This is a genomic window from Catenovulum maritimum (assembly GCF_001050375.1).
In the GTDB taxonomy this organism is placed as follows: Bacteria; Pseudomonadota; Gammaproteobacteria; order Enterobacterales; family Alteromonadaceae; genus Catenovulum; species Catenovulum maritimum.
This window is the reverse complement of the sequence record NZ_KQ130491.1, coordinates 140,787-155,862: the sequence shown is the minus strand read 5'-3', so window position 1 is coordinate 155,862 and position 15,076 is coordinate 140,787. Positions and strand designations below refer to the sequence as shown.

The following is a 15,076-nucleotide window of genomic DNA, read 5'->3' as shown; positions in this document are numbered from 1 at the left end:
GACTTATTTTGATGGTTACCGTACAGAGCGCTTACCAGCGAACTTATTACAAGCACAACGCGATTACTTTGGCGCGCACACTTATGAGCGTACAGATAAGCCAAGAGGTGAGTTCTTCCACACTAATTGGACTGGCCGCGGTGGTGACACAGCATCTAGTACTTACAACGTTTAAGCTTTAATTAAGCTTTAATTAAGCGTTAACTTGTATTAGTTTAAAATTGAAAGCCGAGAATTCTTCTCGGCTTTTTTGTTTGCTTTGCCGATTTGTCCTCGCCTACCTTCACGCCCCTATACTTAATCTATTTAGCCGCTAAACCAAAAAAGTCACTGATTTTATCCAGCATATGTCCTGAGACTTCATCAATTCTTTTCTTTTGAGTAGCCTGATCCAGTAAGCTTTTAACGTTCTGAGTTTCAACTTCTCTGGTTGCTAAAATCGCTGAGATCTCTTCTGCCATCGCTGGTCGATCATGCAAAATTTTATGGAAAACATCTTTATATAATCGATAGCACCTAACATCCGTCATAGCTGTTATGGTGGCGCTTCTTGGAGCCCCTGTCATTAACCCCATCTCACCAAAGAAAGTTGGTGCTGATAAATCTGTTACTTTTTGAGTTTGATTGGCAGCCGTAACCCATACACCAACTTTTCCTTCTGTCATTATATACAGCCAGTGCGCTTGATCATTTTGCACCATAATATTTTCACCTTTAGAAAATAATACCGGCTGTAAGCCCTCTGCAAGATGCTTAAATTCATCTTTACTCAAGGCAGATAAAAACTCTATACGTTTTAACGCCCCCACCCTTTTATCTAACTCTGAATGGGCTTTACGTTCACGATTTTGCTCATTATCTTTTTCCACAAAGATTTGCGCAGCAGGTATCGCCAGCGGTATTTTTGCTCTTTGTAATGCAGCAAATAAACGTCTTCGTACTAAAGAGTTGGTGGGATCATCATCCTGTATATTCGTTAACCAGTATCTCACTGCATACAAGGCATAGCTTTCGTGATGTTCTTTAGAGAAATCCATACAAACGCAATTAGGTTTAGGGTTCTCAGAAATACCTAAAATGCTAGGTGGTGCTTGAATCGCTTTTTCAACTGTATCAATCACATAAGAAGGTGAATAACGAAAATCAACACTAAAATAAACCCACATTCTATGCTGTAGCGGCTCACCTGCACGCTTGCCTAAAATGGTAATATTTGCTGCAAGCAAAGATGAATTAGGCACAATGATAGTGTCCCAATCTCGGGTTTCTAACACAGTATGACGCCAGCGAATCTCTTGCACCCTACCCTGTTTACCATTTTCTAGTTGAATCCAATCCCCAATTCTAATTGACCTATCTAATTGCAGGGCAACGCCGCCAATCACATTACCTAAAGTCGCTTGAAGTCCAATTGCTAAAATAGCCGTCACGACCGCTGAAGTTGCAGCTATGCTTGTGGTATCTACACCAAAATGACTTAAAGTAACGCCGATTAATACAACAACAGACACACCCAAAAACAGTTCAGTGACAATAGAAGGTAAATTATGCCCGAGCTTGGGCAAAATAATTTTAAATAGAATGATGGAAAAGATTTCTAACGAGGTTAACCACCCCATTAAAAAAGCAATGCCTTGCGAACTCGCTTCAATGTCTATCTGCGGTACACTTTTACTAATATAAAAACAGGCAACCGCTAATAAATAGCTCAAACAGAAAAAGGCAACACGCCTAGCTCGTTTATTATTTCCTGGTTCGATCGCCCTTAATGATGCTGCGGTAACCAAAAAACTTACACTAATAACAGCTGCTGTTACCCAAGAGGTGAATATCATAATTTTCCTCTAGATAAAGATAAAAAATGAATAGTATGTAATGGCTTATTTTGCACGCTTCAAATAGCTTTACACTGAATATACAAGCTTAAAGCGCCTCATCATCGAATGCGTTTACGCAACTCGCTAACCACAAAACTAAGTTTGGCTAAATGTAAAAACAATGAAAGTTATTAGCCCACGCCAAATGACTTAGGTAACCTAAACTCGAGATAAGAAGTTTGCTAAATCATTGTAATCATTAACAAAGACATAAAGCTTTATTCTAAGCTAATATTTTCTCTTCGAATTCAACGCGCTTAAAACCGTATTAGCAGGGAAGAATAGCCCCTAGAAAGCAAGTTATTATCCAGAATTAAGGTTAGATACATTAAGCATAAACCAAAATAGCTAAATCGGCTGAAAATTATTCATCATCATAAACTTTCAAAAGCTTTACACTTTTTAACACTGACTTTTTATACCAAATTTAGTCATTTTGCCCTGCAACTGACAACCACCATAACCAATTGATAATAAACAACTAAATAAATAAAAACTTGATATCACACCATATAAAAGGCTCAATAAAAGATTAAGTTCACGAAAAATGAGACAAAACAGAAATAAAAAAGCGGGAAAAAGTCACAAGCCTAACTCGATCCTATCTGGCAACAATTGTACAACAAATTTTTCTGAGATAACCTAATTTGTAACCTAGGTTAAATATCTATCAGGTTCTAAACCTATAAACCATTTTAGAACTCCAATTCATAAAAGGCTCAGTAAGATATGAATTTGCAGCAAAATACAGTAAAGACAAAACTTAAATTTCTATGTTTATTAATGAGTGGCTCACTCGCTTTTCAAGCAAATGCTTACGATCCTGAACTACATAAAAAGATTCAGCCCCTATCACCGCAAGCCAGTCTGAAAACGATGGAACTTGAAGATGGTTACAAGATGGAGCTTGCAGCAGCAGAGCCAATGATAGAAGAACCGGTTTTATTTACTTACGATGGTAATGGCCGCTTATATGTCGCAGAAATGCTCACCTATATGCAGGATGTAGATGGCTCAGGTAAATTTAATAAAGTAAGTCGAATTAAACGTTTAGAAGATAAAAATAACGATGGTGTATTTGATAGCTTTACCATCTTTGCCGATAACTTGTTGTTACCTAGAATGATAACCACACTAGAAGACGGTAAAATTTTAGTCAGAGAAACTAACACGCTTGATTTACTCTTAATTGAAGATACGAATGATGACGGTATTGCTGATAAGAAAACCACCATTTACCAAGGTGGCCCAAGAGGCGGTAATTTAGAGCATCAACCTAGCGGTTTAATCTACAACCTAGATAATTGGATGTATGTTACCTACACAGATAAAAGATACAAATATGTCGATGGTAAAGTAATCGCCCAAGAAATCGCATACGGAGGCGGCCAATGGGGCTTAGCGCATGACGATTTAGGAACTCAATATTACTCAGGCGCTGGGGCACAAAATCCGGCTTATAATTTCCAATTTCCAGCAGTTTATAGCCAAATAGAAGTAAGCGGTGAACAAGCAAAAGGCTTTAGAGAAGTTTTTCCACTTGATACAACTCCAGATGTACAAGGTGGGTTAAAAATGCTGCGTAAAGACAATACATTAAATCACTTCACAGGGAACGGCGGCCAATCCATTTACTATGGTGAACTGTTCGACGATATGTATGGTGACTATATTATTCCAGAACCGGTTGGAAACTTAGTGCGTCGGGCAAAACGTGTCAGAAAAGACGGCTATACCGTGTTAACCCACCCGTACCAAACAGCAAAATCTGAGTTTATTCGTTCGACCGATGCGAATTTCCGACCTGTGTGGTCAGATAATGCCCCAGACGGTTCATTAATGATCCTCGACATGTATAGAGGCATAATTCAAGAAGGGAACTGGACTAAAAAAGGATCGTATTTACGCGAAGTGATTGACCTCTACGGTTTTGACAAAGTAATTGGCGGCGGGCGTTTGTACAGAGTGACTAAAGAGGGCGTGAAGCTTGGAAAGCAACCCAAAATGTACTCAGAAACACCCGCTCAATTGGTTAAACATTTAAGTCATAAAAACCGTTGGTGGCGACTAGAAGCACAAAAATTAATTGTTATCTCTGGCGATAAAAACGTCATTCCCGCTCTGAAAAAAATGGCGCTAGATGATACTAATCCGATGGGTCAAATCCATGCTTTATGGACTATGGAAGGCTTAGGTGTAGTCGACACGGAAATAATTCAGAAATTATTCAGTGCAGAAAACACTAAAGTAAGAATCTCTGCCATTCGACTGTCAGAACAACTCGTCACAAAAGGAGATAAAGGCATAGAGCAACTTTGGCTAGAACAAGCAAAAAGCAAAAACGTTGAAATAGCTCAACAAACGGTTTTATCTGCCTATGCGACTAGCAGCTCAATGCAAAAACCAATTTTAAAATTTGCAACCGGAAATCATGGCAACAAAAAAGGCATGCAAGCCATTGCACAGTCTATGATTAATTTAGTTGCACTAAACGAAAAGCGTAAAAAGCTAGCCGAAGGTAATAAAGAACTTGCTGCGGCTATGATACAAGGTGAAAAAGGCTTTAAGAGTTTATGTGCTGATTGTCATGGTAAAGATGGTACAGGCACGAAAGCGGGCGAAATGCTAATAGCGCCATCTTTTGTAAATAACCCACGAATTGTAGGTAATAAGACACTACTAACCAATTTAGTTTTACATGGATTACAAGGACCTATCGAAGGAAAAACCTATCTAGGTGGCATGATGCAATCTTTAGCTTCTAACGGAGATACTTACGTTGCTAATGTTTTAACTTACATCAGAAATGAATTTGGCAACAAAGCTAGCTTAATTACGCCGGATGAAGTTGCAAAAATAAAATCGCTATCATCAGATAGAACGGCGATTTGGACTTTAGAAGAACTGACCCAAGCGTTTAACACTCCACTCGAGCGTAAAAAAGAGTGGAAAATTACGACCAATTTTGACGTTCATCCAAAAAACAACATAGCTAAATTAACCGATTCTCAACTTGGTAAATGGCCACATTTTTCAGCAATGAATAAACGCCAACCAGGTCAGGCGATTACACTAGAATTACCAGCCAAAGCTGCAATTACCGAAGTTAATCTAAATTCCGAAGGCCAGTTAGCCAATTACTCTAGAAGCTACACAATTGAGTTTTCTCTAGATGGCAATAAATGGCAAACGGTTATAAAGAATAAAACAGCAACCGATAACGATAGAAACCAGACTCTAGGTCAAGTCGCTAAGTTCATCAAAATCACCAATCAGATTGGTGGAAACAAGCAATGGAAAATTAACGACTTATCATTGACTGGGCGATACTTAGATTAGTGGAATAACACATTGAATACAGCTTAACAAACTCAGCAAATGAGTTGTTAAGCTGTCAGTTTAGGTGAACCCACACGGATGAATTCAGCCAAATGAAAGTTTCTAAGCCAGAAGATCTTTATTTAACCTTAATTCAGGATAATAAATTAGCTAATTATCTGCATTATCCAATTATTATCACGAGTTAAGGTTATTTAAAACCTGACCATTAAAATGATTAAAGCGGTTCATAGCGCTAATCAGCTCATTACCTGTGAGTTGATACTGGTTACCTAAAACCTGATTTACCACCGACTCTAACTCTTCTTTATCCGCGACTTGTTCACCTTGTTTAGTCATATCCAGTAATTTTTTCACGTATTCCTGAATCGGATTTGCCACACTCTTAGGTAATTCTTTCTCTGCCGTATTTTCTGAACGATAAGCAGCTACTTGGCTAGTGGTTTTACTCACCACTTCACTGCGCTGGTTTAACTCTAACGCAAAGTTACCGATTTCAGTTTCATCAAATCCTATTTTTAAAGCTTGTTCATAGGCGGCTTGAACATCGCCATTAAAAAACTCATCTGCTACATCTGATATCTGCAACATTAAATCACCAATTGCAACTAACTCAGCTTCGTCAAGTTCCCCCTCAACGGCAAGCGCCAATTCAGCAGAACGTAAATTCGCAGTGGTCAGCTTTTCTTCAGAACTTAAAAAATACTGATTCCCTTGCGGCGTCGTTTTTTCAGCAGCTAATTGAGTTTGCTCTAATCTTTCCATATAAGCTTGGATTGCAGAAAAGCTAATACTCACTTTATCACCGTCTTTAGTGGTAATGGCAATTTCACCAGACTGACTATTACTAATACTGTTTTCTGTGACTAGGCTGCCAAATACAGCTTGCTCTGAGCCAAAGTTGTCCGCATTAATTTGCTTACCTAGCTCATCTAAACCAAAGTTAATTTTGTCGTGCGCTTTATTGATACCTTTGGCAAGCTCGTCATCACTGTCTTCCGATAAACCTAGGCTATCAAATGCGGATTTAACCCCATCACTAACCCCTTTTCTGGCTTGGCCGAGTAAGTCATTTAGCTCGTCTTGATCTGCGCCAGAGTCATACGCAGCAGAAATAACACCTGTAACAAAATTGAGCACATTTTTTGCGACTTCTTCAAAGTCGAATAAGCTTTTGTTATCTGGTATTTCTTTCTGTTTTGGCTCTTCTAATGGCTTGTCTGTTTGGAATAAATCCATGTTGCGAGCCAAAGATTGATGCAATACTGTAATACCTAATTTATGCCTCGACACCTGACTAAGGTGAGTCTCAACTGCTTGTTCAGCTTTTACGCCAGCAGCAGGGTTTGCGTCCGGGTTAGATTTAACCTCAGCTGTGTTCGCTAAATTAGGCGAAGGTCGATTGTCTAATACAGGTTTGATATTAGTCACATCCATAATCATCACCATTTAATAAAATTGTAGTTATCTTATTATCGGCTCAAACTGAATAATATTTAGCCAATATCGTATTTTTAATTATAGCCTTAATTTTAAGCGCTGATTCGGCGCTAAATTTAGAAAATATATTCCGGAATACCGCTTCATTTGCCCAACAAACAGATACTAATTTATAAAAATACAAGAATAAACTGACAATACGCCGCTATGTAGGTAAAATTGGCAGCTTTTTAAGCGGGAGCTTCAATGCGCGTTGATCAAATTGACACGAGTCAATATCAAACTTTACTAGATCAAAAAGTTAAAGACACTTTAGAGTTATTTAAAGGGTTAGCGCTTCCCGAGCATTCTGTTGTCGCTTCACCAGAGAAACATTATCGTTTACGCGCTGAGTTTAGAGTCTGGCATCAAGGCGAAGACAGCTATTACATCATGTTTGATCCGGCGACCAAAGAAAAGTTTAGAGTCGATCATTTTTTACCTGGTTCTGAATTAATCAATCAATTAATGCAAGCCGTTAGAGAAGCCTTTCTCGCGAATGACATTTTACGTTTCAAGCTTTACCAAGTTGATTTTTTAACGACTTTATCAGGTGAAGCTCTCGTTAGCCTGATTTACCACAAGCCACTCGACGACAATTGGCAACGAGAAGCTGAGCAGCTTAAAACCGAACTTAATAAAATTGCGCCTCTCAATATAATCGGTCGTTCTAGAAAACAGAAAATCCTAGTCGAGCAAGATTTTGTCACAGAAAAGCTGACTGTATGTGGGGAAGAATATAGCTATAAGCAAATAGAAAATACATTCACCCAACCAAACGGCTTTATTAATCAGAAAATGTTGGAATGGGCTAATAATATCAGTTCAAGCCTAAGTCATGATTTACTGGAACTTTATTGTGGAAACGGTAATTTCAGTATCGCACTGGCGAACCAATTTAATAAAGTACTCGCAACCGAAATATCTAAGAACTCAGTGAAATGCGCTAATTTTAATTTAGCTCAAAATGGCATCAACAATACGGTTATTGGCCAATCATCCGCTGAGGACTTTTCTGCAGCCTACTTTGAAGGTAAACCAGTTAAGTCATTAAAAGAGATCGATTTTAACGACTACAAGTTTTCAACCATTTTAGTTGATCCACCAAGAGCCGGATTAGACCAAGATACTGAAAGCCTAGTACAAAAGTTTGAGCATATTTTATATATATCCTGTAATCCTGAAACATTAGCTAAAAACTTAACAGCAATTACCTCAACTCATGAAATTGCGGATATTTGCTTTTTTGATCAGTTTCCATACACACATCATATTGAAACTGGCGTCTGGTTACGGAAAAAATAAAAACACAGCTAGCTTGCTGTATGTCAATCGGAGTAAATAATTGCTAGATATAATGGCTTAGTTAGACGTTTTTTAAACCTGAACAAGTATAAAAAATAACTGACTAATCAAATATCTAGTGCTCTGGATTTTACAAAGAAAAGTTTTTTAGAGGTCTCAAGTCATAACCAAACTTGAACAAATATTTACCTCTTCTAAAATTTAATTACGCTAAAAGTTAGTCTTAAAACACTAACCCAAAACATTTGAGAAAAATATGAATAAAGCTCCCCTAGTCTGGGTAAACCTTTTGGTTTTTTCAATCACAGGATTAATTTCACTAACGCTAGTACCTTATTATGGCTTCAGCTATGGCTACTCAAGTGCAAATATAATCGCAACTATCTTATGTCTTGGCTATTGCGGTATGTCAATTACAGCTGGCTACCACAGGCTCTGGTCGCATAAAACCTACAACGCCCACCCTTTTATTAAATTCGTTTATGCGATAGGTGGAGCATTTGCTCTGCAAAACAGTATCTTACATTGGTGCTCTGATCACAGAAACCATCACAGGTTTGTTGATAATAATGACAAAGACCCTTATTCAGCTAAGCGAGGCTTTTGGCATTCTCACATTGGCTGGATGATTAGAGAACAACAAGGCACTGAATATAAAAATTACAACAATGTCAAAGATTTACAAAAAGACAAAATTGTCATGTGGCAGCATAAAAATTACTTATGGTTGGCAATAGTGACCAACTTTGGTATTCCATGTTTGTTAGGCTGGTTAGACGGAAATATAGCCGCTATGTTATTAACTGCAGGCGTGCTTAGATTGGTATTAAGCCATCATTTCACTTTCTTCATCAACTCGCTTGCGCATATGTGGGGTAAGCAAACTTATAGCGCTGAACACACGGCTCGAGATAACGGCTTTTTAGCTTTATTAACTTATGGCGAAGGCTACCATAACTTCCACCACACTTTTGAGTATGATTACAGAAATGGGATTAAATGGTGGCAATTTGACCCGACTAAATGGTTCATTAAATCTGCAAGCTGGTTTGGATTAACTTACAACTTACGCACAGCACCAGACGAAAGAATAGAAAAAGCGAAAGCGGATCATCGACTAGAAACTTTCAGGCAGAAATTATCAAAAATGCCACAACATGCGGCTTTACTCGATAAACTCGAAGCCGATTACGAACAGCTAATCCAAGCTATGAATCAATTTTATGCGGCAAAAAAACGCTTAATCGAAGTAAAAAAACGCAAACTCAACCATGACTACAAAAAGACTGATGTCTATAAACAAGTTGAAGAGTTTAAGCGTAAGTTTGCGCAGCATAAAGATGCCTTTTGGCAACACTCAATTCCTGAACTTAGCTAAACATTAGAGTATGGAGCCTTTATAAATAAGGCTCCTGACTTTAAGATCCTCCCGAAAAATCAAAGTCTCCCTTTATCACATCCCCTTGTAATGATTATTGTCAAAAAATATTCCACTCCCCCCCCCTTATTTAAGCTAGAATAATCAAAAACACATATAACTACAGGGTAGGATAGCTCGTGACAGAAACAGACAAAAAATCTAAAGATTCAAGCCCAACTAAATTTGACTATGATGCAATCGTTATAGGTACAGGACCTGGTGGCGAAGGCGCAGCAATGGGACTGGTAAAAAGAGGGCTTAACGTAGCCGTAATAGAACGCCACTCAGCCGTTGGTGGTGGTTGTACTCACTGGGGTACGATTCCTTCAAAAGCGTTAAGACAATCCGTATCTCAATTAATTGATTTTAATTCAAATCCTTTATTTAGCGACAGTGGTCGAGACAAGCACTTCACTTTCCCACAAATCTTAAAACATGCTGAAGGTGTAATTCGTCAACAAACTCGTTTAAGAGCGGGCTTTTACGATAGAAACCGAGTGAACTTGCTTAAAGGTGAAGCGGCTTTTCTAAATAAACATACGATCCAAATAACTCAAGACGACGGCTCGACTCAAGATATCACAGCTAAAACAATCGTTATTGCAACAGGTTCAAGACCTTACCGTCCAAAAGATGTCGATTTTGCACATACTCGTGTTTATGACAGCGATACTATTTTGTCACTTAAACATGATCCACGCAGCATTATTATATATGGTGCAGGTGTAATTGGCTCTGAGTATGCAAGTATCTTTAGAGGTCTTGGTGTTAAAGTTGACCTAATCAACACAAGAGAAAGACTATTATCTTTCTTAGACAACGAAGTATCTGATGCGATTAGTTACCACCTAAGAAATAGCGGTACTGTTATCCGTAATAGCGAAGAGTATGACACTATCACTAGCTCAGAAGATGGCGTTATATTAAGAACAAAATCAGGTAAAAGATTTAAAGCAGATTGCTTACTTTTTGCCAATGGTAGAACAGGTAATACAGATACATTAAACTTGAAATCAATTGGCCTTAAATCTGACAGCCGTGGTCAAGTTAAAGTTGATCAGCATTACCAAACAGAAATAGACAATGTTTATGCGGTTGGTGATGTAATAGGTTACCCAAGCTTAGCCAGTGCGGCATACGACCAAGGTAGACTTGCGGCAAACTACATTGTCGATGGACAAGTAGAGTCTAAGCTAATAGAAGATATTCCAACAGGTATTTACACCATTCCGGAAATCAGCTCGGTCGGTAAAACAGAACAAGAACTAACTGCAGCCAGAATACCTTACGAAGTAGGAAAAGCTCAATTTAAACATCTCGCTAGAGCACAAATCGCAAACTCAAAAATTGGTGGCTTAAAAATACTATTCCACCCTGATACAAAAGAGATTTTAGGTATCCACTGCTTCGGCACAGCGGCATCTGAAATTGTCCACATTGGACAAGCGATAATGCAACAAAAAGGCGAAGCTAATACGGTTGATTACTTTGTTAACACAACATTTAACTACCCGACTATGGCAGAAGCTTATCGTGTTGCCGCGTTAAACGGGCTTAACCGACTTTTTTAAGGAAGGAAAATAGTCAGTCATACTGTTTTCCGCATCCTGAGACTTTTGACTAAAATAAAAAGGGCAATTAATAAATTGCCCTTTTTGCTAATTAGCGACAGAAAATAACTTAAGCTTACTTAGTATGGTAAGCAGAACTTAACTCAGTTACCGCTTTAATAAACGCACCTGCATTTTCAGGATCTACTTCTGGTGTTATACCATGACCCAAGTTAAATACATGTCCAGTACCTTCACCATAGCCATCTAAGATCACCTGCACTTCTTGACGTATACGCTCAGGAGATGCATATAAAATTGATGGGTCCATATTACCTTGTAGCGCAACTTTGTGCCCGACACGTCTTCTAGCGTCTGCTATATCAACCGTCCAGTCTAAACCAACACCATCACAGCCAGTATCAGCGATCCACTCTAACCATTGACCACCGCCTTTAGTAAATAACGTCACAGGAACTTTATGCTCACCAGAACCAGTATTTAAACCATCGACTATCTTAGCCATATAATCTAACGAAAACTCACGATAATCTCTTGGAGAAAGTACGCCACCCCAAGTGTCAAAGATCATTAAAGATTGCGCACCAGCGGCAATTTGAGCATTCAAATATTCAATGACAGAATCGGCTAATTTACTTAATAGCAAATGCAATGCTTCTGGCTCTTCATAACCCATGCGCTTAATTTTAGAGAATGTTTTACTACTTCCGCCTTCAACCATATAAGTAGCAAGTGTCCAAGGGCTACCAGAAAAACCAATTAATGGCACTTCGCCTTTCAATTCTCTTCTTATCGTACTAACCGCATCCATTACATATTTTAGTTCTTTATCTGGATCGGGTACTTTTAGCGCTGCAACATCCGCTACATTATTGATTTCTTTTTTGAATCTAGGACCTTCACCCGTTTCAAAATACAAGCCTAAACCCATAGCATCAGGAATGGTTAAAATGTCTGAGAATAAAATAGCAGCATCTAACGGGTAACGACGTAAGGGTTGCATAGTTACCTCACATGCTAGCTCCGCATTTTTGCATAATGACATAAAGTCACCGGCTTGCGCTCTAGTGGCACGATATTCAGGCAAATAACGCCCAGCCTGTCTCATCATCCAAATTGGGGTACGATCGACTGGCTGTTTTAATAAAGCATCTAAATATCGTCTATTTTTAAGTTGAGTCATATTATTTCCTAACTATGGATGATTTAAACTGAGTTAATAAATCAAACCTATATCTTACGTTTATTTCAATATAAAAGAACACAATTCAGTTATATTGATTACAAAATTTACATTTATTTAATATTTTGGTTGCAAGCAAAATGGCTCTCTGGTATAAAATACACGCGCTAGTAAAACAACAATCAGAAGCTCGATATTTACGGGACCTTAAGCACTAACTTTATAGCCTTACTTATGTAAGGCTTTTTTGTTTTTAGAGACATATTCAATTAACTGACCCGCAATCGAATACTTTCCTGGTGTCTCTGGCAAATCGGATATTTCAAACCACTTAGCATCGATCAACTCTCTAGTATCAACATTGATCTCGCCTGCAATATATTCAGCCGTGAAGCCTACCATAATTTGATGTGGGAAGGGCCAAGGTTGACTAGAAAAATACTTAATATTGCCAACATCCAAACCTGTTTCTTCAAAAACTTCACGAGCCACTGCATGTTCTAAGGTTTCACCCGGCTCGACAAATCCCGCTAAAATAGAATACCGACCTGAACGGCTTTTCTTGTCTCTAGCCAATAACAATTTGTCGCCATCTGTTACCGCCATGATGACACAAGGCGACAGCCTTGGATAACACCTGTGATTACATTTTTGACATTGATTTGCCAATTCCCAACCAACAGGTTTCATCTTATGGCCGCATCGGCCGCAAAATTTATGAGTTTCGACAAAGTGCTGAAATTGGATGGATTTTGCAGCAAAACCAAATAAAGTAAATTCACATTCGGTAATTACTTGGCGCAGATCAATAAAATCGCCATTCAACTCAGGGCATAAAGCAACTGAATTAGAATTAACGCTATAAACAGGCAAACCATTGTGCTCACCCAAACAAATTATTTTTTTGACATCACCAGAAAGAAACATCTCAGCAAAGCTTGCTAATGGAACATAAGGTGCTTCTCTTTCAAACCATATTTCATCTTTTCTGACAATAAACCAGTATGCCTTTTCTACTGAATGAATTTTTGTCAGCTTATCAATTATCATTTTTTGTGTTGCTCTCTTGTATTCGAATGATTTTGTTCAATTTTTGACTAATTTTATGTTACTTTATTCTATAACTTACTCGCTTTAGCATATTTTTAACTTAAAGCGCCTAGTTTAGTTGCTTTTTACATTTCGATAGCGTTAGATTAACACTATAGCAAGAATACCAAAGAAGATTGGAGCTGGATATGCTAACAGATTTAAAACAAACACAACAAAAATACGGTGGCGCAAACACAATTATCGATAATTGGTTAGCAGAAAGACAGGATCTTTTAGTTAAATATTGCCATTTAATTCAACAAGGCTCAGCTTTACCTCAAGCTGAAGAAGTGGTCGAATTTTGCCAAGTACTCGTTGACTACTTGTCTGCTGGTCATTTTGAAATCTTTGATGACATTGTATCAAAATGTGAGAAAAACGGTGGCGAGAGTAAAGCACTTGCACATGACTTACTGCCAAAAATAACCAGCAGTACTGATTTAGCCCTTAATTTCAACGACACTTATACTTCTGTTGTTGACGATAGTGTATGGAAATCATTTGACGAAGACCTAGCCAAGCTAGGACAAGCGTTAGAAGATAGATTTGAATACGAAGACCAACTAATTCATAACCTATACACCAAGCATACAGAAACAGCTTAATCCCCCAAATAATAAACAGGCTTTGGCGCTAATAGCTTTGCCTGTTTATATAAAAACTAAACATATTTAAGCTGATTACGAGAAAGCCAACACCGCCATCAAGTCAGGTAAGGCTTTTTCTTTATCCCCTCAACAATGCTATTCCCCAACGCATTGCCAAATGCATAACCGATTAATTTATAAAATTCCAATCGGTGGGTGGCCTAGATATTTAGACGCTGATATGCACAGTTCAAAACAAAAGCTTAATAAGCAGAACCAACGTTTATGTATCATAAGGATCTAAGATGTGCACTTTCCTTCCCATTTTTTAAGCTTATCCGAAATAACGCGATCAATTTCTTCAAGCCTTGAAAAGTAGTCTTTATATATGGTCACTACATAGTGAATCTTATGGTTCATATTCGAATATATACAATTAGGACTACCAGTAGTCCTTTCTGAACACAAAGCCAAAGCCCATCTAACATTTGGATCTATAGGCGGCTCAATAGAATTTATCATATACCAACTGGGTAACATTTCCCCTTCATGAGATGCATAATATAACCGATGATATTTAACTGCATATGGCTCCGGTTTTATAGTATCAGGCCCATAATCTTTCAAAGCTCTTATTGCGACGTCATGAAAACCGTTAGTTTTTCGAGCATACTTACCATATAGCTGAACAATATGTTTTGTGTCATCAATCGAAATCCGTATGTTGATACTAGTACGTTGATCATGACCTGAGGGTGCTGAATTATAGTTAGATGGTGTTACCAAAACCGTTCTAGGTATATATGTATTTTGAAATTTAACGCAACCGTCAAGACCTTTACTAGACCAATTGGCCCACCAAATCAACAAACCCGCGATGAGGGATCCCATAACTATCTTTTTTATCATTGTAGTTACCTACTACTCAAAAACTGCATATAAAATACCTTTAACGCACCCTTAATAAAATCGCTGCCTCCTGATGGTAAAGGGATTTCTAGAAACAAAATCCACATGACAGGCATTGTTAAAAAATATAAATTACAATTACTTACAACTCATGTCTATTTATTTTTCATCCGTAATTAGACAAATCATCAAGCCACACCAAACTTAACGAGTATAAATTACTCTCTATAAACGCCTGTCCAGATAGTTGTACACCTAATATATTTTTAAATTTATAACAGTGCCAAAAAGTTCATAGGCAAACTGAATGTTCA

Annotated in this window: 10 protein-coding genes and 1 pseudogene; 6 read left to right on the top strand and 5 right to left on the bottom strand. The window is 38.0% G+C overall.

Annotated elements, in window-relative coordinates; translation table 11 throughout:
• A pseudogene (locus XM47_RS18870) lies at nucleotides 1-175 on the top strand (NADP-dependent phosphogluconate dehydrogenase); the annotation flags it as partial.
• Between the two features lie 127 nt (nucleotides 176-302).
• On the opposite strand, the gene XM47_RS11520 reads toward XM47_RS18870, so the two are convergent.
• The gene (locus tag XM47_RS11520) at nucleotides 303-1,835 is read right to left on the bottom strand and encodes a mechanosensitive ion channel family protein (RefSeq protein WP_048692618.1); all 1,533 of its coding nucleotides are present in this window, start codon (nucleotides 1,833-1,835) and stop codon (nucleotides 303-305) included.
• A gap of 771 nt (nucleotides 1,836-2,606) precedes the next feature.
• Here XM47_RS11520 and XM47_RS11515 point away from each other — a divergent pair.
• On the top strand, nucleotides 2,607-5,216 hold the full coding sequence (locus XM47_RS11515) for a DUF7133 domain-containing protein (RefSeq protein ID WP_053084552.1): 2,610 nt from the start codon (nucleotides 2,607-2,609) through the stop codon (nucleotides 5,214-5,216).
• A 177-nt stretch (nucleotides 5,217-5,393) separates the two neighbouring features.
• Here XM47_RS11515 and XM47_RS11510 read toward each other — a convergent pair whose 3' ends face one another.
• Nucleotides 5,394-6,653 carry a DUF5610 domain-containing protein gene (locus XM47_RS11510; protein WP_048692617.1) on the bottom strand — a complete coding sequence of 420 codons (1,260 nt, stop codon included), beginning with the start codon at nucleotides 6,651-6,653 and terminating at the stop codon, nucleotides 5,394-5,396.
• A 249-nt stretch (nucleotides 6,654-6,902) separates the two neighbouring features.
• On the opposite strand from XM47_RS11510, the gene trmA reads away from it, so the two are divergent.
• The 3 genes from trmA (at nucleotide 6,903) to sthA (ending at nucleotide 10,991) form a co-directional block, all read left to right on the top strand.
• A complete protein-coding gene (gene trmA / locus XM47_RS11505; RefSeq protein WP_048692616.1) occupies nucleotides 6,903-8,000 on the top strand; it encodes a tRNA (uridine(54)-C5)-methyltransferase TrmA in 1,098 nt (365 codons plus the stop codon).
• A 256-nt stretch (nucleotides 8,001-8,256) separates the two neighbouring features.
• The gene (locus XM47_RS11500) at nucleotides 8,257-9,378 is read left to right on the top strand and encodes a fatty acid desaturase (RefSeq protein ID WP_048692615.1); all 1,122 of its coding nucleotides are present in this window, start codon (nucleotides 8,257-8,259) and stop codon (nucleotides 9,376-9,378) included.
• A 179-nt stretch (nucleotides 9,379-9,557) separates the two neighbouring features.
• The gene (gene sthA / locus XM47_RS11495) at nucleotides 9,558-10,991 is read left to right on the top strand and encodes a Si-specific NAD(P)(+) transhydrogenase (RefSeq protein WP_048692614.1); all 1,434 of its coding nucleotides are present in this window, start codon (nucleotides 9,558-9,560) and stop codon (nucleotides 10,989-10,991) included.
• A gap of 115 nt (nucleotides 10,992-11,106) precedes the next feature.
• On the opposite strand, the gene hemE is transcribed toward sthA, so the two are convergent.
• Together hemE and nudC are read right to left on the bottom strand one after the other, a co-directional pair.
• A complete protein-coding gene (hemE, locus tag XM47_RS11490) occupies nucleotides 11,107-12,174 on the bottom strand; it encodes a uroporphyrinogen decarboxylase (RefSeq protein ID WP_048692612.1) in 1,068 nt (355 codons plus the stop codon).
• Between the two features lie 228 nt (nucleotides 12,175-12,402).
• A complete protein-coding gene (gene nudC, locus XM47_RS11485; protein WP_048692611.1) occupies nucleotides 12,403-13,224 on the bottom strand; it encodes an NAD(+) diphosphatase in 822 nt (273 codons plus the stop codon).
• A gap of 188 nt (nucleotides 13,225-13,412) precedes the next feature.
• Here nudC and XM47_RS11480 point away from each other — a divergent pair, with 188 nt between their 5' ends.
• Nucleotides 13,413-13,871 (top strand): Rsd/AlgQ family anti-sigma factor, encoded by a 459-nt coding sequence (locus XM47_RS11480; protein ID WP_048692609.1) that lies wholly within the window; start codon nucleotides 13,413-13,415, stop codon nucleotides 13,869-13,871.
• A 282-nt stretch (nucleotides 13,872-14,153) separates the two neighbouring features.
• On the opposite strand, the gene XM47_RS11475 is transcribed toward XM47_RS11480, so the two are convergent.
• On the bottom strand, nucleotides 14,154-14,762 hold the full coding sequence (locus XM47_RS11475; protein ID WP_048692607.1) for a hypothetical protein: 609 nt from the start codon (nucleotides 14,760-14,762) through the stop codon (nucleotides 14,154-14,156).
• Nucleotides 14,763-15,076: the final 314 nt, after the last annotated feature.